Genomic DNA, 18,966 nt, shown 5'->3' on the forward strand with positions numbered 1-18,966 from the left:
GGACACTGGGACGGTGCGCCCAGCCAAAGCGACGGCAGCGGCCGTCACCGCAGTCACAGCCGCCCTAGGGACGGCCGCAGCCGCCATCGCGGCGGGCCGGTTCGCCAGCGACGCCGCCCTCAAGGCGCCCGTCGGCCGCCCCCTGCCGACCGAGCCCCGTCTGACCGTGCACGCCACGGCCGCGGGCCGGATCACCCTGACCCGCGCCCTCGCGAGCCGCCGCCCCGGCCGATACGGCCTGAGCGGCCCCGGCACCCACGCGATCGTCGGCCCCGTCCTGGACGCCGCCCCGCACGAGGCCGACACGGTCGTACGCCGCCTCGAAGCCGTCACCCACGGCACCCTGGACCCCGGCGCGCGCGTCTGGCTCACCCCGCAGGTGTACGTCGGCGACCCGCGCTCCGCGCTCGGCATCGATCACGAGGACGTCGTCGTACCCGGCGAACTCGGCGCCCTGCCCGCCTGGTTCGTGCCCGCCGCCCGCGACACCTGGGTCATCACCGTGCACGGCCTCGGCACCACCCGCGAACACCCCATGGTCGTGATGGACTTCCTGCGCCGGCTGCGAGTTCCCGTCCTCGACATCGCCTACCGCGGCGACCCGGGCGCGCCCCGCTCCCCGGACGGCCTCGGCCACCTCGGCGAGACCGAGTGGCGCGACCTGGACGCCGCCATGCGGCACGCCGTACGCGGCGGCGCCGAGCGGATCGTCCTGCACGGCTGGTCCACCGGCGCCGCCATGTGTCTGCACGCCGCCGCGCACTCGGCGCTGCGCGACCGCGTCAGCGGGCTCGTCCTGGACTCCCCGGTACTGAACTGGGAAGCCACTCTGCGCGCCCTCGCCGGTGCCCGCCGCACCCCCGGACCGCTCCTTCCGCTTGCGGTCCGCGCGGCCCAGGGGCGCACCGGTCTGCGCGGCGACCGCATCCTCGCGGCGGCCGGCGCCGGGATGCCCGCGGTCCCGACCCTCGTGGTGCACGGCCCCGACGACGCGGTCGCCCCCTGGGCGCTCTCCCGTCAACTGGCCGCCCGCCGCCCGGACCTGGTCACCCTGCACACCGTGCCGGACGCCCCGCACGGCGCCATGTGGAACGCCGACCCCAAGGGGTACGAAGAGGTGCTGCGGCGCTTCCTCACGCCCCTGATCTGAGGCCCGCAACCGCATTCCGTTTGGGTTTTCGGACCGTCAACAGGAAGACTGTTCCCGTGACGTCCCGTACCCCGCGCGACTCCAGGCTCCGACTTGTCCGCGCGCCCCACCCGAGGGCCGAAGAGCGAGGAGAGGCCCGGCGCGACGCGACACGCCCCCTCTCGGCCGCCCCCGGCGCGATGAGCAACCGCCGCACGCGCCGCCCCGCGCCCCGGCCACCCGAGGGCACACCCGCCCCCGCGGAGCTGGCCAGGGCCGCGCGCGCCCGGCTCGCCGACGCCGCGCGGGTCGCCCGCTGGGCGGACGCCGCGCTGCGCCCCGGCCCGGACGGCACCCCGGGCACGCCCGACGGCAAGGGCACGCTCTCCGACGCCACGGCCGAACGGGCCGCCGCCGAGCTGGGCCTGAGTGCCGCTCAGATCCGCGCCGACTGGGACACCGCACGCCTCGCCGGCCTCGTCGAGGTGCACGGCGACGTCGCCCGCCCGGGCTGGCGGCTGCGCGTCTGGGACCGCGACGACACCGCCGTGCTGCGCGGCTGGGTCGCCCTCTTCGACGCCTGGTCGCTGGCCCACCCGGCGCCGGACGACCTCGCCCCCGCGGCCGTCGCCGAGGTCGTCGAGGCCATGCCGCAGGTCCTCTCGCTGCTCCAGCTGTCGGCAGGCCCCGTACCCGTACCGCAACTGCTCGACCTCCTGGACCAGCGCGTCACCGAACTGCGCACCGAGCGCTGCGAGATCCCCTACGGCCCGCAGCCGGACCCCGCCGCCGCGGCCGACACCCCGCAGGACGCCCCGCTCCCCGCCCTGCTCGACTGGGCCCTGCACGGCCTCGCCGCCGTCGGCGCGCTGACCTGGGCCGACGGCCAGGCCACGCTCACGCCGCTGGGCAGCTGGGCGGTCTGGGTCAAGCTGGAGCAGATCTGCGTCGCCGCGCAGAGCCCCGCGGGGCACTTCGAGCAGGCCGCCGAGGACATGCTGCGCGGCTGCGCCCGGCTGCGTCCCAACGCGGCCCGCGCCGAGTACCGCGCCTGGCTCGCCGCCCGCACGGTGGGCGGCGCGGTCACCGAACTCCTCACCGCCGCACGCGGCGAGGACGCCCTGCTGCGCGGCCTGGCCTTCGAGGCCCTGCGGGTGGTCGGCGCGCCCGCCGAGGCAGAGGTCAGGGCGGTCGTCGACGAACCCTCCCTGCGCCCCTACGCGCTGCTCTGGCTCGCCGAGCAGGAGGGCGCCGACCCCGAGGACGTCCACCTCGTGCTGACCCGCGAGGAGACCACCTGGCTGTGGGTCGACACCGCAGCGGCCGTCGCGGACCACGGCGAGACCCAACTCCTCGTCCGGCACCTGGAGTCGGCGGTCCAGCCCACCGTCCCCGCCCTCCTCGACGAGGTGCGCCGGGTCGGCCACCCCCGGACCGTCCAGGTCCTGGTCGCCCTCGCCGCCGCCCACCCCGACCCGGCGCTCGCCAAGGCGGTGCGCCGCGCGGCCTTCCAGGTGCACACCGGCGGGGAGTGAGCGGGCGTCAGCCCCGGGTGTCCGGGGCGTACGTGCCGAAGCTCCACACGTTGCCCTCGGCGTCCCTGGCCATGTAGTCCCGCGAGCCGTAGTCCTGGTCCGTCGGGGGCATCAGGATCTCCGCACCGTGCTCCCGCGCCCGTCGGTGGTGGGCGTCGACGTCGTCCACCACGACGTAGACGCCGCACGGCCCCGCGTCCCGCATCGCCCGGTCGAAGACGCCGCCCGTGCCCTTGGAGCCGAGCATCACCGCGCCGTTGCCCTGCGTCAGTTCGGCGTGCATGACGCTGCCGTCCTCGCCCTCGTACACGCTCAGCTCGGTGAAGCCGAAGGCCTCCGTCAGCTGCTTGATCGCGGCCTTGGCGTCCGCGTACAGCAGGGTGGGGAAGACGCTCGGCCGTCCCGCGGTGTCGTCTGCCATGCCGATCACTCCGTCCAGATGTCCGTGTCAGCGGAAGGTGTCGCACTGTGCCATGTCGCCGCTGCGATAGCCCTGGTAGAACCACTGCTGGCGCTGCTCGGCCGAGCCGTGGGTCCAGGACTCCGGCGTGACCCGGCCCTGGAACTTCTCCTGGATCCGGTCGTCGCCCACCGCGGCCGCCGCGTCCAGGCCGTCCCGGATGTCGGCGTCGTCGAGGCTGCTGATCAGCGGTTTGCCGGTGCGCTCGTCGGGGCTGCGGGTCGCGTGCCGGGCCCAGACCCCCGCGTAGCAGTCGGCCTGCAGCTCGACCTTCACGGCGTTGCTGTCGCGCCCGGTGCGCCCGTCCTGGGAGCGCTGCAGGGTGCCCATCAGGTTCTGCACGTGGTGCCCGTACTCGTGGGCCACCACGTACGCCTGCGCGAACGGACCGCCGCTGGAGCCGAACTTGGTCCGCAGGTCGTCGAAGAAGCCCAGGTCCAGATAGACCCTCCGGTCGCCGGGGCAGTAGAACGGCCCGACCGCCGAGGTGGCGGTGCCGCAGGCGGTGTTCACGCGGCTGGTGAAGAGGTAGGTCCGCGCGGGGGAGTACGTGCCGCTGCGGCGCTGGAACTCCGGACGCCAGTAGTCCTGGAGGCTGTTGACCACCGCCACGATCCGGCAGTCCTCCTTGCTGTTGGCGTCCCGCCCCTTGTGACAGCTCTGCTGCACCTGGGCGAGCGACGAGGACGAGACCGCGGGCTCGTCGTTGCCGGAGGAGAGCCCGAGCTGGTCGGGGCCCACCCCGAAGAACAGCCCGAGGAGCAGCGCGATCAGACCGGCCACGCCGCCGCCCACCGTCGCCCGGCCGCCGGGGATCCGGCTGCCGCGCGCATCCTGTACCTCCGAGGTGTCCAGGTCGGCGTCGTCGTCGAACTGCATGGGCGCACCCCTCTGCCGCGCATCCGGGACGACACGCGTCGCCCCGCACCGGGCTCCCGGCCACTTCATCCTGATACGTCCCCCGCCCGCGGGCGCCGGACGGAGGTCCGAACGGGGGACGCGGACCGCCCGGCGCCGTGTCGCCCCGCCGCACGACGGCCCGCCCCGGCGCCCGCCGCTACGCTCTGCGCCTGATCCGTGGGCAGTGGTACCGAAGGGGGGCGTCATGTCCGCTCTGCCGCTCGACGCGACCGGCCTGCCGCACGAGGCGTCCGGCGCGCGCTCCTGCCTGCCCGCGCCGGTCCGCCGCGGCGTCCGCGTCGCGCTGCCCATGGCGCTCGCGCTCCTCGCGCTGCCGCTCGTCACCGCCGCCCACCACGCCAGGCCCGCCCCTTACGGGGACCGCCTCACCGTCCACGCGCCCGCGGCGGGCACCGACGCGGAACCGGGCCTTCGCACCCGGGGCCGGGCCGTCGAGGCGTACGACACGGCGGGCGGCGCCCCGCGCTGGACGTACACGCGCGCGGGACGCCGCCCCGTGACCGTGCTGCCCGCGCCGGGCCACGCCCTCACGCTCTGGAACGACGGGCTGGTCACCGACACCGCGCGTGCCGACGGCCGCGCGGTGCGCTGGCACCGCGCCATCCCGGAGAGCGCGGCCTGGCTGCGCGGCCCGGCCGCGCGCGGCGGCGCCGGGGTCCTGCAGCCGCTCACCGCGGGCGCCCGCATGCTGGCCGTCGTCACCCCGCACCGCATCGCCGCCTACCGCACCGCGGACGGCGATCTGCGCTGGGTGCTGCCCGCCCGCCGGGGCTGCGCCTTCGAACCGGCGCGTTCCGTACGTCACGGTGCGGCCCTGCTGCTCGCCCAGCCCTGTGCGAGCGCCGACACGGCATGGACCGCGCAGGTCATCGCGGTGGACGACTACGGAAGAATCGTTCCGGGGCGCACGCCGCTGGGCAACGGGGACGTCCGGCGGGGCGCCGACGGCGGCCTTCGCCCGGGAGAGCGCGGCCCTCGCCCCGAAAAGTAGTTGCGACGGCCCGTTAGACTGGCTGCCATGGCAGCTCCTCTCCTCAGTTGGACGGCATAGCCACCGGTCCCGAGCACCTCAGTCGTCCCACTCGCCGTCCACTCTGTTCAGGAGTACCCCCGTGATCACCGCTTCCGGCATCGAGCTGCGCGCCGGCGCCCGCATCCTCATCGAGAACGCCACCTTCCGCATCGCCAAGGGCGACCGCATCGGCCTCGTCGGCCGCAACGGCGCGGGCAAGACCACCCTCACCAAGTGCCTGGCCGGTGAGGGCATCCCGGCCGGTGGCACGATCTCCCGCTCCGGAGAGGTCGGCTACCTCCCGCAGGACCCCCGCACCGGCGACCTGGACGTGCTCGCGCGCAACCGCATCCTCTCCGCGCGCGGCCTCGACGTACTGATCCGCAAGATGCGCGAGAACGAACAGCGCATCGCGAACGGCGCGGGCGCCACCCGCGAGAAGGCCCTGAAGCAGTACGAGCGCCAGGAGACGGAGTTCCTCACCAAGGGCGGGTACGCCGCCGAGGCCGAGGCCGCCACCATCGCCGCCGCGCTGAACCTCCCCGACCGCGTGCTCGGCCAGCCGCTGCACACGCTCTCCGGTGGCCAGCGCCGGCGCATCGAGCTGGCCCGGATCCTCTTCTCGGACGCCGACACGCTCCTCCTGGACGAGCCGACCAACCACCTCGACGCGGACTCGATCGTCTGGCTGCGCGACTACCTGAAGACGTACCGCGGCGGCTTCATCGTGATCTCCCACGACGTCGACCTGGTCGAGACGGTGGTCAACAAGGTCTTCTACCTGGACGCCAACCGCGCCCAGATCGACGTCTACAACATGGGCTGGAAGCTCTACCAGCAGCAGCGCGAGTCCGACGAGAAGCGCCGCAAGCGCGAGCGCCAGAACGCCGAGAAGAAGGCCGCGACGCTGCACTCGCAGGCCGACAAGATGCGCGCCAAGGCCACCAAGACCGTCGCCGCCCAGAACATGGCCAAGCGGGCCGACAAGCTCCTCGCGGGCCTGGAGGCGGTGCGCCAGAACGACAAGGTCGCCAAGCTGCGCTTCCCCGAGCCCTCGCCGTGCGGCAAGACGCCGCTGATGGCCGAGGGCCTGTCGAAGTCGTACGGCTCGCTGGAGATCTTCACCGACGTCGACCTCGCCATCGACAAGGGCTCGCGCGTGGTCATCCTCGGCCTCAACGGCGCGGGCAAGACCACCCTGCTGCGGCTCCTCGGCGGCGCCGAGAAGCCCGACACCGGCCAGGTCATCGAGGGCCACGGCCTCAAGCTCGGCTACTACGCGCAGGAGCACGAGACCCTCGACCCCGAGCGCACGGTCCTGGAGAACATGCGCTCGGCCGCCCCCGACCTCGACCTCGTCGAGGTGCGCAAGACGCTCGGCTCGTTCCTCTTCTCCGGGGACGACGTCGACAAGCCGGCCGGCGTGCTCTCCGGCGGTGAGAAGACCCGGCTCGCGCTCGCGACCCTCGTCGTCTCCTCCGCCAACGTCCTGCTGCTCGACGAGCCCACCAACAACCTCGACCCGGCCAGCCGCGAGGAGATCCTCGGCGCGCTGCGCACCTACAAGGGAGCGGTCGTCCTGGTCACCCACGACGAGGGCGCGGTGGAGGCGCTCCAGCCGGAGCGGATCATCCTGCTGCCGGACGGCGTCGAGGACCTGTGGGGCCAGGACTACGCGGATCTGGTCGCCCTCGCCTGACGCGCGGCGCCCCCGGGCGCCCCGGTCCGGGGCGTCCACCGCGCTTGATCGAATGACTGATCCACTGGGTATGGATCATTCGGCCGATCCGTGATCCCTCATCTGTGTGAGCTCTCCTCGTACCGAGGTGTGTCATACACGGATTTCGGCGGTGACCTGCGCAGAAGTCTCCCCCTCCGTTTAACACCTCTCTGACCTGCGGATTTCCCGCGGCGCTTCGTCGGGCGCGCGTAAATCGGCGCGCGGAATCGTTAATTCCGCTCGTGTCCGCCGCTTATGGAGCGACAAACCTCGGCGTATGGACCTTGTCGAATGGGTGGCCAGGAAGCCCGGGAGGGGTGATCATGAGAAGTCCAGAGCGCACTTCCCATGAGGAGGCACGGGTGGCCGAGACTCTGAAGAAGGGCAGCCGGGTAACCGGCGCCGCGCGCGACAAGCTCGCGGCAGACCTGAAGAAGAAGTACGACGGCGGTGCGAGCATCCGGGCGTTGGCCGAGGAGACCGGCCGTAGTTACGGGTTTGTGCACCGCATGCTCAGCGAGTCCGGCGTCACGCTGCGGGGACGCGGCGGGGCGACGCGAGGCAAGAAGGCCGCCGCCGGCTGACGGCGGGCGGCAGGCTGTCCCATGCTCCGATGGTGACCACCCGGTCGGCCGGCAGTTCGGCCGGGTGGTTACTGTGCAGTCACTTACGGGCGCTCCCGGGCGTCCGGTCCGACCGCACCCATCGGAGGCACCCATGGCTTCGCCCGACAGCGAGCTCGCACCGGTTCTCGACAAGGACGGCGTACGCCTCACCATCGACGAGGCCGTCGCCACGGTGACGCTGACCAATCCGGCCAAGCGCAACGCCCAATCTCCCGCGCTGTGGAGGGCGTTGACGGAGGCAGGTCAGCTGCTGCCGGGCAGCGTCCGCGTCGTGGTGCTGCGCGGTGAGGGCAAGTCCTTCTCCGCGGGCCTCGACCGGCAGGCGTTCACGCCCGAGGGCTTCGACGGCGAGCCGTCCTTCATCGATCTGGCACGCGGTGAGGACGGCCTCCTCGACGCCACGATCTCCGAGTACCAGGCGGCGTTCACCTGGTGGCGGCGGAGCGACATCGTCTCCATCGCCGCCGTCCAGGGCCACGCCATCGGCGCCGGCTTCCAGCTCGCGCTCGCCTGCGATCTGCGGATCGCGGCGGACGACGTGCAGTTCGCCATGCGCGAGACCAGCCTGGGCCTCGTCCCCGACCTCACCGGCACACACCCGCTGGTGGGGCTCGTCGGCTATGCCCGCGCACTGGAGATCTGCGCCACCGGCCGCTTCGTGCACGCCGACGAGGCCGAGCGGGTGGGCCTCGCCAACCTCGTGGTGCCCGCGGACCAGCTCGACGCCGCCGCCACGGACCTGGCCGCCGCGCTCGTCGCCGCGCCCCGCGACGCCGTCATCGAGACCAAGGCGCTGCTGCAGGGCGCCGCCGGCCGCTCGTACGAGGAGCAGCGCGTCGCCGAGCGCGCCGCCCAGGGACGCCGGCTGCGCGACCTGGCGGGCCTCGGCGACTGACCCTGGCCCCTGGGCCCTACGCGGACCACTCGCCCGCGCCGGACGGCGGCCGTCGGCCTCGTGCGCCTGGCGTTTGCCCTGGTCCGGGGCAGGGCCAAAGGCTGTCCGGTGGGCCTGCCGCGCTCTGCACGCCTGCCGGACGGTGGCCGTCGGACTCGTGTCCGCCTGGTCCTCCGGACGGTCCCTAGCTAGCCCACCTCGGTGACCAGCACCGCCACCGAAGGGTGGTCGGGCAGGGCCGCGCCGACCGCCGCCCGGACCGCGAGCGCCACGTCCAGGGCGCGGTGGCCGCGCCCCGTGGCGAGCTCCACGCGGGCGTGGCGGCGCGGCAGCGTGTCCGTCGCCGGGCGCTCCTCCAGATGCACGGCGCCGCCGATCACCCCGGTCAGCCGGACCACCCCGGGCACCGCGAGGGCGGCCCGCGCGACGCGCGCCTCGTCGGCGTCGTCCGGCCGCTCCGGGGGCGCGGACTCCGCCGGCTCCATGTGCGCCGGACCGGTCCGCGGGGCGCCGCTCGCGTCGGCGCCCTCGTCGAGCAGGCCCGTCACCGTCAGATCGACCTCCTCGGCCTCCAGACCGAGCCGGTGCGCCGCCGTCGTCAGCGCGGCCCGCAGCCGGTCCGCCGCCGCGGGCAGCGGTTCCGTGGCCGCGGCCGTGAACTCCGCGGTGATCCGCAGCGGCCCCGGCGACAGCGCGCTCGGTGGGGCCGGCACCGCGGGCTCGCGGATGCGCCCCGGGTCGGCCTGCGCGATGCGCACCGTACCGAGCCGCACCCCGGCGACCTTGTCAGCCATCCGGCGCAACGCGGTGTCCGCCGCTGATTCCGTCACCCACGCGCCGTCCCCGGCGCCGCCCAGTGGCAGGACCCGGCCGAGCCCCAGCTGTCGGCGTACCGCCTGCGTCCAACCCTCGCCCGTCATGGCTCCACCCTGCCGCATCCCGAGCGCGCGAGCGCGGGGCCGCGCTTACTGTGGGGCCAGAAGCAGCCTCATTCGACGGAGCAGCATCCCCTGTCGAAAGGAACGGGACGGCGATGACCGAGACCGGACAGCGCAAGGCGTCGCAGACGCTGGAGAAGGACTCCCCCACCCCCGGCGCGGGCGGATCGGGCGGCGGTGCCCCGGGCAGCCGGGGCCGCACCACCATCGCGGACGGCGTGGTCGAGAAGATCGCCGGGCTCGCGGCGCGCGACGTCGACGGCGTGCACGCCATGGGCGGCGGCCTCGCACGGACCTTCGGGGCCGTGCGCGACCGGGTCCCCGGCGGCTCGAAATCCGTGTCGCGCGGCGTGAAGGCCGAGGTCGGCGAGGTGCAGACCGCGCTCGACCTGGAGATCGTCGTCGAGTACGGCGTGGCGATCTCGGACGTGGCGCAGGACGTGCGGGAGAACGTGATCACGGCCGTCGAGCGCATGACCGGGCTCGAGGTCGTCGAGGTCAACATCGCGGTGAGCGACGTGAAACTGCCCGACGAGGACGATGACGACGAGCCCCAGGGACGCCTCCAGTAGGACGTCCCGTTAAGGAGCGCACGATGAGCATGGCCGTGATCGGCATGGTGGCCGGAATGGCTCTCGGGTTCGCCGGATACTTCGGTGGTTTCGGGGCGTTCCTGCTGGTGGCCGCCCTGGGCGCCATCGGTTTCGTGGCCGGGCGGTTCCTCGAGGGGGACCTGGAACCCGGCGACTTCTTCCGCGGCCGCGGCGACCGGCGGCGGTGAGCGGTGGCGGCACAGGTCGCGCCGGGCGAGCGCGGCGCGACCACCATCGCCGACCGGGTCGTCGCGAAGATCGCCGCGCAGGCCGCCCGTGAGGCGGTGGACGCGGTCCCACCCGACGGCCCGCCGCCGCGTGCCACGGTCTCCGTCCGGCACGACGAGGCCCGGGTCCGCGTCAGCCTCGAACTGGACTACCCCTGCGACATCGGCGGCCAGTGCGGCGCGGTGCGTCGTCATGTCGCCCAGCAGGTGAAGGCGCTGGCGGGGATGGACGTGCCCGAGGTGGCCGTCCAGGTGGAACGGCTGCACTCGGCGCGGGTCCGCGCCGCCGGACACGGGAGGACACGATGAGTGACCCCCAGACAAGCGACGCGGACGGCGCGACCCGGCGGCTGCCGGTTATCGAGTCCGGGAGCACCCCCGCCCACGACCGGCCGGACGACCTGGACGAGTCGTCCTCGGCGTCCGCTTCCCAGCCGCTGCCGACGTTCTCAGGTGACGGCGGCAGGGCGGGCCGGTTCTGGTCCGCCCGCCGGGTGCCCGCGGCGATCGCCGCCCTGCTTGTCCTCGGCGGCTCCGGACTGCTCCTGTACGACATCGTCGCCGTGCGGGCCGACCATCCGGCGATGCGCTGGCGGCGTGAGCTGGCCCGCCAGCTCGGCGAACGGCCGCTCGACGACACGGCCGTGCTCGCCGGCGCGGCCGTCGCCGCCGCCCTCGGGCTCTGGCTCCTGATCCTCGCGGTGACACCCGGGATGCGGTCGATCCTGCCGATGCGGCGCACCCATGCCGAGGTGCGCGGCGGCCTGTACCGCGGCGCGGCCGCGACGGTGCTGCGCGACCGGGCGATGGACGTGCCGGGCGTGCAGTCCGTGCGGGTCCGCATGACACGCTCCAAGGTGGCCGTGCGCGCGGTGTCGCACTTCCGTGAACTCGACGACGTACGCGGTGACCTGGACGCCAGCCTGTCCGACGGCATCCGCGACCTGGGTCTCGCGCGGGCCCCGGGCCTCTCGGTCCACGTGGCCCGGCCCGGCAGGAAGGGATGAGCGCCATGCTGCGCACGGTCAACCGGATCTTCCTCGCTCTGATCGGGCTCGTGCTGCTCGTCCTCGGCGGCTCCGTGCTCGCCGTCGGGCTCGGCGCGTCGCCGCCCTCCTGGTGGATCCACGACGGTCGGCACGACGTGCTGCTCAGCGCCGCCGACCGGACGCGCTGGCGGGACGAGGGCTGGTTCTGGCCCGCGGTCATCGCCGCCCTCGCGGTGTGTCTGCTGCTCGCGCTGTGGTGGCTCTCCGCCCAGTTGCGCAGGCATCGTCTCGCGGAGGTGCTGGTCGCGACCGGGGACGGCGAGGGCGCGTCGCTGCGCGGCCGGGCCATGGAGAACGTACTGGCCGGTGAGGCCGAGACGCTGGACGGCGTCGACCGTGCCAAGGCCACCCTGACCGGCCGGCGCGGCACGCCGCGGGCGCGCGTGGAGCTCGTCCTCGAACCCCACGCCGCGCCCGCCGAGACGCTGCACCGGCTCTCCGGCGAGGCCCTCGCGCACGCCCGCGCGTCGGCGGGCCTCGACGGCCTGCCGGCCACGGTGCGGCTGCGCGGCCTCAAGCACCGCGCGGAACGGGTGAGTTGACCGCCGCGGTGACTGCCGCGGGACCCCGTGGGGTACGGTCCCGGGCGCCGGTCAGAAGCCGCTGCGCGAGCCGCCGTCCACCGGCACCATGACGCCCGTCAGATACGACGCGGCGGGCGAGAGCAGGAACGCCGCCGTGCGGCCGAACTCCTCCGGCGTGCCGTAGCGGCGCAGCGGGATGCCCGCCTCGTTGGCGGCGCGGGTGGCCTCGGGGTCGGGGGAGAGGCCGTCCAGCTGGCGCATGCGGTCGGTGGCGATCCGGCCGGGGAGCACGCCGACGACGCGGATGCCGCGCGGCCCGAGCTCGTCCGCGAGGGACTTGGCGAACCCCGCGAGCCCCGGGCGCAGCCCGTTGGAGATGGTCAGGCCCGCGATCGGCTCGTACACCGAGCCCGAGAGCACGAAGCCGATGACGCCGCCCTCGCCGAGCCCGGCGGCCGCGGCGCGGGCGAGCCGCACGGCGCCGAGGAAGACGGACTCGAACGCCGCCTGCCACTGTTCGTCGGTGTTGTCCGCGACGAAGCCCGGCGCGGGCCCGCCGACGCTGATCAGCACGCCGTCGAAGCGGCCGAAGTGCTCACGGGCCGCGCCGATCAGCGCGTCCGCGGACGCCGGGTCGGCGTTGTCGGCGGCGACGCCCACCGCCCGCTCGCCGAGCTCGGCGGCGGCCTCCGCGACGGTCTTCTCGTCCCGGCCGGTGATCACGACCTTCGCGCCGTCCGCGACCAGCTCGCGGGCGGTGGCGTTGCCGAGGCCACGGGTGGCGCCGGTGACTACGTACACACGGTCCTTCAGTCCAAGATCCATGGCCCTATACTCCCGCGTCCCCGCCGTAGAGCGTGAGGGCGGTATTGACCAGCCCGATGTGGCTGAATGCCTGCGGGAAGTTGCCCAGCTGCAGACCCGACACGGGGTCGAGCTCCTCGGAGAGCAGTCCCACGTCGTTGCGGAGCGCGAGGAGCCGGTCGAACAGCTCGCGCGCCTCCTTCGTGCGGCCCGTCATGTGCAGGGCGTCCGCCAGCCAGAACGAGCAGACCAGGAAGACGCCCTCCTGGCCGGGCAGCCCGTCGATGTCCGTCTGGTCGGCGGTGTAGCGGCGCAGGAATCCGTCGTTGCCGAGCTCGGCGTGGACCGCGTCGATGGTGCCGATGACGCGCGGGTCGTCGGGCGGCAGGAAGCCCACGCGCGGGATGAGCAGCAGCGAGGCGTCCAGTTCGGCCGAGCCGTAGGACTGGGTGAAGGTGTTGCGGTCGGCGTCGTAGCCGCGCTCGCAGACCTCGCGGTGCACCTCGTCCCGGAGCCGGCGCCAGCGGTCGACGTCGCCGCGCAGCTTCGGGTTCTGCTCCAGGGCGCGCACCGTGCGGTCGGCGGCGACCCACACCATCACCTTGGAGTACACGAAGTGGCGCCGGGGCCCGCGCACCTCCCACAGGCCCTGGTCCGGCTCCCGCCACTTCTCGTGCAGGAATTCGAGCAGGGAGAGCTGGAGGTGCCAGGCGTGCGGCGGCGTGTCGAGGCCGTAACCGTCGGCGAGGGCGAGCGAGTCGACGACCTCGCCGTACACGTCGAGCTGCAGCTGTTTGACGGCCTCGTTGCCGATGCGCACCGGGGCGGACCGCGCGTAACCGGGCAGCCAGGGCAGCTCGAACTCGGGCAGCCGCCGCTCCCCGGAGAGGCCGTAGACGATCTGCAGGTCGGCCGGGTCGCCGGCGACCGCGCGCAGCAGCCAGTCGCGCCACGCCTCGGCCTCCTCGGAGAAGCCGGCCGCGAGCAGCGCGCCCAGGGTGAGGGTGGAGTCGCGCAGCCAGCAGTAGCGGTAGTCCCAGTTGCGTACGCCGCCGGGCTCCTCGGGGAGCGAGGTGGTGGGGGCGGCCACGATGCCGCCGGTGGGGGCGTAGGTGAGGGCCTTGAGGGTGATGAGGGAGCGGATGACGGCCTCGCGGTGCGGGCCCTCGTAGTGGCAGCGTGCCGCCCAGGTCTGCCAGTCCGCCAGGCTCTCGCGCAGGGAGTCGAACGGGTCGACCAGGGCCGGGCGCGGCTCGTGCGAGGGGTGCCAGGTCAGGACGAACGCGACCTTCTCGCCCTCCTCGACGGTGAACTCGGAGTGGGTGCCGAAGTCGTGGCCCCAGGTGTGCACGGCCGGCTCGCTGCGCAGCCACACGGAGTCGGGGCCCGCCACCGCGATGCGGTGCCCGTCCCGCCGGCGCATCCACGGCATGACGGAGCCGTAGTCGAAGCGGAGCCGCAGGGTGCTGCGCACGGTGACGCGGCCCTTGAGGCCCTCGACGATGCGGATGACGTCGGGGGCGCGGTCGCGCTGCGGCATGAAGTCGGTGACGCGCACCGAGCCGTCCTCGGTCTCCCACTCCGAGTCGAGGACGAGGGAGTCGGGGCGGTAGGCGCGCCGGGTGCAGGCACCGGCGCCCTTCGGTGCGATGCGCCAGTGGCCGTTCTCCTCGTCGCCGAGCAGCGCGGCGAAACAGGCGGCCGAGTCGAACCGGGGCAGGCAGAGCCAGTCCAGGGAGCCGTCCCTGCCGATCAGGGCGGCGGTCTGGTGGTCGCCGATGAGCGCGTAATCCTCGATGGGGTGATGCACGGGAAACGGCTTCCCGGGAAGGGGCCCGGCCAATCCGGGGGCGGGCCCGTGCCGTTCGCGGGCGCGGTGCTCAGGCGTGCGCCGGCACGCTCTCCTCGGCGGGGGCCTGCGCCGCCGCCGCGCGGTCGCGCTTCTCCCTGCGGACCAGGATGACCCAGCCGATCGGCACGCCCGAGGCGAACAGCCACCACTGGACCGCGTACGCCATGTGCGGTCCGATGCCGCTGTGGTCGGGCTCGGCGATGAGCTGGGGGGAGCCGTCCTTCGGCTCGGGCGAGGTCTGCTCGACGTAGCCGCCGAGGACCTGCTTGCCGAGGCTGTCGGCCTGCTGGCCACTGCTGATCAGCATGATCTGACGGTCCGGCAGGCCGCGGACGTTCTTGATGCCACTGGCCGCGGAGGTCTCGTCGGCCTTCAGGCGGCCGGTGACGGTGACCTCGCCCCGGGGCGGGGCAGGGATCTCGGGGAAGGCCGTCTGCGGGCCGTCGGCCGGGACCCAGCCGCGGTTGACGAGCAGGACCTTGCCGTCGTCCAGGACGAACGGGGTGAGGACGTGGAAGCCGACCTCGTCGTCGGAGTTGGTGCGGCGCCGCACGACGACCTCGTGCTTCGAGTCGTACGTCCCCTTGGCGCTCACCCTGCGGTACAGGTCCGCGTCGGGCACCTCGTGGCCCGGCGAGGTGATCTTCTCGGCCGGTACCGGGTCGGCGGCCAGCGCTTCGGTGACCCGCTGGTTCTGCGCGACGCGGTGCTCGTGACGGTGCAGCTGCCAGAAACCCAGCTCGACCATCACGGGGATGAGAACGAGGGCGATGAGGGTGAGGATCACCCACTGCCGGGACAACAGGAAGCGGTACACGCCTCGACGGTACCCCGGCGGGGTCCGGCTCTCGTCGGGTGGGTCCCGACGAGGGCCGGAGCGCCGTGATCACACTCGGTCGACGATGCCCACCCGCCCCTCCGCGCGCGAGCAGTGGGCGCCGCAGTACCAGTGGCCCTCCACCTCGACGCCCTGGCCGATGATGCGGCACCGGCAGTGCTCGCAGATGGGCGCCATGCGGTGGATGGCGCAGGAGAAGCTGTCGAAGACGTGCACCGCACCTTGTGCGTGCACCTCGAAGGACATGCTGTAGTCGTTTCCGCAGACCTCGCAACGTGCCATGGGCCACAGGGTGAGACGCCGCGGCGGTGCGGCGCGAGCGGTCGGCGGGCGAGTCGTGCGGCAATCACCCGTCTGACGGCGGGAACACCGGGGGCCTACGTCTCCGTGGCGGGCGCCACGTCCTGGAGCAGCTGGCCGAAGGCGGCCTCGTCGATCACCGGCGTGCCGAAGGAGCGCGCCTTGACGGTCTTGGAGGTGCCGGACTCCGGGTCGTTCGTGACCAGCAGGCTGGTGAGGCGGGACACACTCGTCGCGATGTGCAGCCCGGCGTCCACCGCCCGGTCCTCCAGGAGTTCGCGCTCCACGGAGGTGTCCCCGGAGAACGCCACCCGCATGCCCTGCTTGAGCGGTTTGCCCGGTTCGTAACGCCCCGGGTTCGGGTACGGGCACGGCGGCCGCTTCCGCGAGGGGCGCCAACTCCCGGGCCGGTACGAGGAGACGGGCGCCGGCCCGGTCGCCTGGCGGACCACGCGGGCCGCGCCGTCGGACCACTCGGTGAGCGGCCGGCACTCCAGGAGCGGCAGCCGGACGTTGCCCCCGGCCGCCGCGAGCAGGCTGGGCCGGAACGCCTCGGCGAGCACCCGCGCGTCGTCCAGGGCGTTGTGGGCCTGGCGCTGCTCCACGCCGAAGTGCGCGGCCAGCGACTCCAGCTTGTGGTTGGGCAGCGGGAGCGCGAGCTCCTTGGAGAGCGCGATGGTGCACAGCCGCTGGCGGACCGGGGCGGTGCGCTGCGCGCGTGCGTACTCCCTGGCGATCATCGACCAGTCGAAGACGGCGTTGTGCGCGACGAGGACGCGGCCGTCGAGGCGGCTCGCGAACTCTTCGGCGACGTCCGAGAAGAGCGGCGCGTCGGCGAGCAGCTCACTGGTGAGGCCGTGGATCCAGACCGGGCCGGGGTCGCGCTGCGGATTGACCAGCGTGTACCAGTGGTCCTCGATCTCGCCCCGGGCGTCCACCCGGTAGACGGCGGCCGACACTATGCGGTCGTCGCGGGCCAGGCCGGTGGTCTCCACGTCGACGACCGCGTACCCCGTTGGGTACGCGGCCGGCCAGGGGGCTGCGGACGCTGCGGTCGTGCGGTCTTCGAGCATGGTCCATGAGGATACGGGCCACGACCGACAGTCAGGCCGCCGGTCCGAGCAGTCCCGCCACCAGAGCCCTGACCGAGGTGTCGAACAGCGCCTCCGGATCGAGCGGTCCGGCCAGCGCGCGGGCGAGCGCGCCGTCCTCCTCCGCGGTCCGCGCGGTCCACAACTCCTCCTCGCCGAGGTGCTGCTCCGGGGCGCGTTCGCGGTTGCGCTCGACCAGGACGTGGCCGACGACGTGGACCTGGACGGCGCGCACGGCCTCGGCGGCGGGGGCGCCGCGCAGCCCCGCCCGGTGCACCTCGTGCACGAGGGTCCGCTGGGCGGGCAGGAACATCCTTTCGGTGAGGCCCCGTTCGTGGACCATCGCGACCAGGTGCGGATGGTCCAGGAGCTGGTGGCGCAGGGCGCGGGCCACCGAGGCGACCCGCTCTGCCGGGGTGCGGCCGGTGGCGCGGATCTCGCCGAGGTCGGCGAGGGTGCGCTCGACCAGGGCGTCCAGGAGCGACTCGCGGTTGCCGACGTGCCAGTAGATCGAGGTGACGGCGGCGCCGAGCTCGGCGGCGAGCGCCCGCATCGTGAGGGCCTGCGGGCCGTGCCGCTTGACCAGGCGCGCGGCGGTGCCGAGGACCTGCTCGCGGTCCAGGTGCGCGCGCGGGCCCCGCGCTTCGACGCGCTCTGTCTCTTTACCCTTCACGGCTCCTGTTGTAACTGTGTTACAGAACCGCCGCAAGTCCCGGCCGCGGACCCGATTCCGCGCTGACGAAGGGTGGTACGACATGGCACGCGTTCGCTACGGTGCGCGCGACGAGGCGGAGATCGCCGCCGCGCGCACCGCGAGCTCCAAGCTCCCCGACATCTGGTCGACGGGGGTGGTCGCCGTCTGGGAGAGCGATCCGGACGCCGTCGCGGCGGTCCTGCCGCCGCCGCTGAAACCCTCCGGGCGCCCCCTGGTGCGGGTGAACATCAGCAAGGTCGACCTGCCCGGCTACCCGCTGGGCGCGGGCTCGGTCGCCGTCGCCGCCGAGCACGGCGGGGTGGCGGGCTGGTATCCGCTGGTGATGCCGATGACCCACGAGCGGGCCCTGATCGGCGGGCGCGAGGTGTTCGGGGAGCCGAAGAAGCTCGGCGAGGTGGCGGTCGAGCGGGACGGCCTGGTGGTCCGGGCCCGCCTCGCCCGGCACGGCATCGCGTTCGTGGAGGTGCGCGGCGCGGTCAGCGGTGAGCTGCCCCTGCCGGAGCCGACGCGGAAGACCGACTTCTACTTCAAGTTCCTGCCCGCCGTGGACGGTTCGGGCTTCGACGCGGACCCGGTGCTCGTGCACTGCGTGCGCAACGAGAAGGTGCGCAGGCTGGAGGCGGTCACCGGGGACGTCGTGCTGCGCGAGTCGATGTACGACCCGGTGGCCGACCTGCCGGTGCGGACCCTCGTCGAGATCACCCTCGGCGAGAAGACCTCCGACCAGCAGGGCCGCGTCGTGGAGCGGGTCAGCGCGCAGGCCCTGCTGCCCTACATCCACCAGCGCTACGACGACCCCGCCCAGATCCTCGACGGGCCGCCCGAGGGGAGCGTCTGAGATGGAGCTGCGCGCGGGACAGGTCGCCGTCGTCACCGGGGCGGCGAGCGGCGTCGGACTCGCCCTGGCGCGGCGGTTCGCGGCCGACGGCCTGAAGGTGGTCCTCGCCGACGTCGAGGAGAGCGCCCTGGAGAAGGCGGCAGCCTCGCTGCGGGAGGACGGGGCGAGCGTGCACGCGCGCGTGGTCGACGTCGGCGCGCGCGAGCAGGTCGTCGCCCTCGCCGACGCGGCGTACGACACGTTCGGCGCCGTCCACGTGCTGTGCAACAACGCGGGCGTCGGCTCGGGCGCCGAGGGCCGCATGTGGCAGCACGAGCCGAACGACTGGAAGTGGGCCTTCGAGGTCAACGTGTGGGGCGTCTTCCACGGCATCCAGGCCTTCGTGCCCCGGATGATCGCGGGCGGCGAGCCGGGCCACGTCGTCAACACCTCCTCCGCCGACGGGGGCATCGCCCCGCTGCCCACCGCCTCCGTGTACGCGGTCACCAAGGCGGCCGTGGTGACGATGACCGAATCGCTGTACGCCCACCTCAAGGCGGAGCAGGCGCGCGTGGGCGCCTCCGTGCTCTTCCCCGGCCCGCACATGCTCCGCACCGGCCTGTGGGAGTCGCACCGCAACCGGCCCGAGCGGTACGCCAAGACCCGCCCCCGCAAGAGCCCCTACCGCAGCCTCGACCAGTGGGAGACGGCGATGAAGGAGGCGGGCCAGGAGGTGGAGTTCACCCCCGTCGAAGAGGTCGCGGACTTCGCCGCCGAGGGCATCCGGGCCGGCCGGTTCTGGCTGCTCCCTGCGAGCGAGCACAGCGACGCGCAGATCAGGGCGCGCTCGCGGTCGATGCTGGAGCGGGCCGACCCGGCCTATCTGGAGAGCTTCATCCTGGACTGAAGGGAGCGCCACC

At 73.8% G+C, this 18,966-nt stretch carries 22 protein-coding genes; 13 read left to right on the forward strand and 9 right to left on the reverse strand.

The window, feature by feature from the left end:
* Positions 1-13: 13 nt before the first annotated feature.
* Positions 14-1,150: an alpha/beta hydrolase gene (locus tag ACZ6B8_RS30815; RefSeq protein ID WP_471076181.1), complete on the forward strand. Its 1,137-nt coding sequence runs from the start codon at positions 14-16 to the stop codon at positions 1,148-1,150.
* A gap of 56 nt (positions 1,151-1,206) precedes the next feature.
* The gene (locus ACZ6B8_RS30820) at positions 1,207-2,664 is read left to right on the forward strand and encodes a hypothetical protein (protein ID WP_471609332.1); all 1,458 of its coding nucleotides are present in this window, start codon (positions 1,207-1,209) and stop codon (positions 2,662-2,664) included.
* Between the two features lie 7 nt (positions 2,665-2,671).
* Here the strand turns inward: ACZ6B8_RS30820 and ACZ6B8_RS30825 are convergent, their stop codons facing one another.
* Both ACZ6B8_RS30825 and ypfJ read right to left on the reverse strand, forming a co-directional pair.
* A complete protein-coding gene (locus ACZ6B8_RS30825; RefSeq protein WP_471076187.1) occupies positions 2,672-3,085 on the reverse strand; it encodes a VOC family protein in 414 nt (137 codons plus the stop codon).
* A 27-nt stretch (positions 3,086-3,112) separates the two neighbouring features.
* Positions 3,113-4,003: a KPN_02809 family neutral zinc metallopeptidase gene (gene ypfJ, locus ACZ6B8_RS30830; RefSeq protein WP_471076190.1), complete on the reverse strand. Its 891-nt coding sequence runs from the start codon at positions 4,001-4,003 to the stop codon at positions 3,113-3,115.
* Between the two features lie 226 nt (positions 4,004-4,229).
* Between ypfJ and ACZ6B8_RS30835 the strand changes: the two genes are divergently transcribed.
* The 4 genes from ACZ6B8_RS30835 (at position 4,230) to ACZ6B8_RS30850 (ending at position 8,298) form a co-directional block, all read left to right on the forward strand.
* Positions 4,230-5,036 (forward strand): PQQ-binding-like beta-propeller repeat protein, encoded by an 807-nt coding sequence (locus ACZ6B8_RS30835; protein WP_471609333.1) that lies wholly within the window; start codon positions 4,230-4,232, stop codon positions 5,034-5,036.
* A 121-nt stretch (positions 5,037-5,157) separates the two neighbouring features.
* Positions 5,158-6,756 carry an ABC-F family ATP-binding cassette domain-containing protein gene (locus tag ACZ6B8_RS30840; protein WP_355818691.1) on the forward strand — a complete coding sequence of 533 codons (1,599 nt, stop codon included), beginning with the start codon at positions 5,158-5,160 and terminating at the stop codon, positions 6,754-6,756.
* Between the two features lie 383 nt (positions 6,757-7,139).
* Positions 7,140-7,361: a helix-turn-helix domain-containing protein gene (locus ACZ6B8_RS30845; protein ID WP_055550175.1), complete on the forward strand. Its 222-nt coding sequence runs from the start codon at positions 7,140-7,142 to the stop codon at positions 7,359-7,361.
* Positions 7,362-7,494: 133 nt separating this feature from the next.
* Positions 7,495-8,298 (forward strand): enoyl-CoA hydratase/isomerase family protein, encoded by an 804-nt coding sequence (locus tag ACZ6B8_RS30850; RefSeq protein WP_471609334.1) that lies wholly within the window; start codon positions 7,495-7,497, stop codon positions 8,296-8,298.
* Between the two features lie 188 nt (positions 8,299-8,486).
* Here ACZ6B8_RS30850 and ACZ6B8_RS30855 read toward each other — a convergent pair whose 3' ends face one another.
* The gene (locus ACZ6B8_RS30855) at positions 8,487-9,218 is read right to left on the reverse strand and encodes a nucleopolyhedrovirus P10 family protein (RefSeq protein WP_471076199.1); all 732 of its coding nucleotides are present in this window, start codon (positions 9,216-9,218) and stop codon (positions 8,487-8,489) included.
* A gap of 113 nt (positions 9,219-9,331) precedes the next feature.
* Between ACZ6B8_RS30855 and ACZ6B8_RS30860 the strand changes: the two genes are divergently transcribed.
* Genes ACZ6B8_RS30860 through amaP form a run of 5 tightly spaced genes read left to right on the forward strand, consistent with a single transcriptional unit; the run spans position 9,332 to position 11,647 of the window.
* On the forward strand, positions 9,332-9,808 hold the full coding sequence (locus ACZ6B8_RS30860) for an Asp23/Gls24 family envelope stress response protein (protein ID WP_471609335.1): 477 nt from the start codon (positions 9,332-9,334) through the stop codon (positions 9,806-9,808).
* A 23-nt stretch (positions 9,809-9,831) separates the two neighbouring features.
* A complete protein-coding gene (locus tag ACZ6B8_RS30865; protein ID WP_355818703.1) occupies positions 9,832-10,017 on the forward strand; it encodes a hypothetical protein in 186 nt (61 codons plus the stop codon).
* Positions 10,018-10,020: 3 nt separating this feature from the next.
* Positions 10,021-10,365 (forward strand): Asp23/Gls24 family envelope stress response protein, encoded by a 345-nt coding sequence (locus ACZ6B8_RS30870; RefSeq protein WP_471076205.1) that lies wholly within the window; start codon positions 10,021-10,023, stop codon positions 10,363-10,365.
* On the forward strand, positions 10,362-11,063 hold the full coding sequence (locus tag ACZ6B8_RS30875; RefSeq protein WP_471609336.1) for a DUF6286 domain-containing protein: 702 nt from the start codon (positions 10,362-10,364) through the stop codon (positions 11,061-11,063). Before ACZ6B8_RS30870 ends, ACZ6B8_RS30875 begins: the two co-directional genes overlap by 4 nt.
* Positions 11,060-11,647, forward strand: a complete 588-nt coding sequence (amaP, locus tag ACZ6B8_RS30880) for an alkaline shock response membrane anchor protein AmaP (RefSeq protein WP_471076211.1) — start codon at positions 11,060-11,062, stop codon at positions 11,645-11,647. The genes ACZ6B8_RS30875 and amaP overlap by 4 nt, the downstream gene beginning before the upstream one ends.
* Before the next feature lie 51 nt (positions 11,648-11,698).
* Here amaP and ACZ6B8_RS30885 read toward each other — a convergent pair whose 3' ends face one another.
* The 6 genes from ACZ6B8_RS30885 to ACZ6B8_RS30910 form a co-directional block, all read right to left on the reverse strand.
* Positions 11,699-12,454, reverse strand: coding sequence for an SDR family oxidoreductase (locus ACZ6B8_RS30885; RefSeq protein ID WP_471076214.1), 756 nt, complete (start codon positions 12,452-12,454; stop codon positions 11,699-11,701).
* Between the two features lie 4 nt (positions 12,455-12,458).
* Positions 12,459-14,243 (reverse strand): glycoside hydrolase family 15 protein, encoded by a 1,785-nt coding sequence (locus ACZ6B8_RS30890; RefSeq protein WP_471076217.1) that lies wholly within the window; start codon positions 14,241-14,243, stop codon positions 12,459-12,461.
* A 70-nt stretch (positions 14,244-14,313) separates the two neighbouring features.
* Positions 14,314-15,102, reverse strand: coding sequence for an SURF1 family cytochrome oxidase biogenesis protein (locus ACZ6B8_RS30895; protein ID WP_471609337.1), 789 nt, complete (start codon positions 15,100-15,102; stop codon positions 14,314-14,316).
* A 69-nt stretch (positions 15,103-15,171) separates the two neighbouring features.
* The gene (locus ACZ6B8_RS30900; protein WP_471076223.1) at positions 15,172-15,405 is read right to left on the reverse strand and encodes a hypothetical protein; all 234 of its coding nucleotides are present in this window, start codon (positions 15,403-15,405) and stop codon (positions 15,172-15,174) included.
* Between the two features lie 95 nt (positions 15,406-15,500).
* Complete coding sequence (locus ACZ6B8_RS30905; protein WP_471076226.1) at positions 15,501-16,496, reverse strand: DEDDh family exonuclease; 996 nt, start codon at positions 16,494-16,496, stop codon at positions 15,501-15,503.
* 31 nt (positions 16,497-16,527) lie between these two features.
* Entirely contained in the window at positions 16,528-17,187 is a 660-nt protein-coding gene (locus ACZ6B8_RS30910; RefSeq protein ID WP_471609338.1) for a TetR/AcrR family transcriptional regulator, read from the reverse strand.
* 82 nt (positions 17,188-17,269) lie between these two features.
* Between ACZ6B8_RS30910 and ACZ6B8_RS30915 the strand changes: the two genes are divergently transcribed.
* On the forward strand, positions 17,270-18,067 hold the full coding sequence (locus tag ACZ6B8_RS30915; RefSeq protein ID WP_471609339.1) for an acetoacetate decarboxylase family protein: 798 nt from the start codon (positions 17,270-17,272) through the stop codon (positions 18,065-18,067).
* A 1-nt stretch (position 18,068) separates the two neighbouring features.
* On the forward strand, positions 18,069-18,953 hold the full coding sequence (locus tag ACZ6B8_RS30920; protein WP_471609340.1) for an SDR family NAD(P)-dependent oxidoreductase: 885 nt from the start codon (positions 18,069-18,071) through the stop codon (positions 18,951-18,953).
* Positions 18,954-18,966 lie beyond the last annotated feature (13 nt).

The organism is Streptomyces sp. NPDC041122 (assembly GCF_055592445.1).

What these genes read in the sequence shown, in the direction of transcription:
- ACZ6B8_RS30825 (WP_471076187.1), bottom strand. Translation starts at nt 3,085, where the DNA reads ATGGCAGACGACACCGCGGGACGGCCGAGCGTCTTCCCCACCCTGCTG.
- ypfJ (WP_471076190.1), bottom strand. Translation starts at nt 4,003, where the DNA reads ATGCAGTTCGACGACGACGCCGACCTGGACACCTCGGAGGTACAGGAT.
- ACZ6B8_RS30835 (WP_471609333.1), top strand. Translation starts at nt 4,230, where the DNA reads ATGTCCGCTCTGCCGCTCGACGCGACCGGCCTGCCGCACGAGGCGTCC.
- ACZ6B8_RS30850 (WP_471609334.1), top strand. Translation starts at nt 7,495, where the DNA reads ATGGCTTCGCCCGACAGCGAGCTCGCACCGGTTCTCGACAAGGACGGC.
- ACZ6B8_RS30855 (WP_471076199.1), bottom strand. Translation starts at nt 9,218, where the DNA reads ATGACGGGCGAGGGTTGGACGCAGGCGGTACGCCGACAGCTGGGGCTC.
- ACZ6B8_RS30860 (WP_471609335.1), top strand. Translation starts at nt 9,332, where the DNA reads ATGACCGAGACCGGACAGCGCAAGGCGTCGCAGACGCTGGAGAAGGAC.
- ACZ6B8_RS30865 (WP_355818703.1), top strand. Translation starts at nt 9,832, where the DNA reads ATGAGCATGGCCGTGATCGGCATGGTGGCCGGAATGGCTCTCGGGTTC.
- ACZ6B8_RS30875 (WP_471609336.1), top strand. Translation starts at nt 10,362, where the DNA reads ATGAGTGACCCCCAGACAAGCGACGCGGACGGCGCGACCCGGCGGCTG.
- amaP (WP_471076211.1), top strand. Translation starts at nt 11,060, where the DNA reads ATGAGCGCCATGCTGCGCACGGTCAACCGGATCTTCCTCGCTCTGATC.
- ACZ6B8_RS30885 (WP_471076214.1), bottom strand. Translation starts at nt 12,454, where the DNA reads ATGGATCTTGGACTGAAGGACCGTGTGTACGTAGTCACCGGCGCCACC.
- ACZ6B8_RS30900 (WP_471076223.1), bottom strand. Translation starts at nt 15,405, where the DNA reads ATGGCACGTTGCGAGGTCTGCGGAAACGACTACAGCATGTCCTTCGAG.
- ACZ6B8_RS30905 (WP_471076226.1), bottom strand. Translation starts at nt 16,496, where the DNA reads ATGCTCGAAGACCGCACGACCGCAGCGTCCGCAGCCCCCTGGCCGGCC.
- ACZ6B8_RS30915 (WP_471609339.1), top strand. Translation starts at nt 17,270, where the DNA reads ATGGCACGCGTTCGCTACGGTGCGCGCGACGAGGCGGAGATCGCCGCC.
- ACZ6B8_RS30920 (WP_471609340.1), top strand. Translation starts at nt 18,069, where the DNA reads ATGGAGCTGCGCGCGGGACAGGTCGCCGTCGTCACCGGGGCGGCGAGC.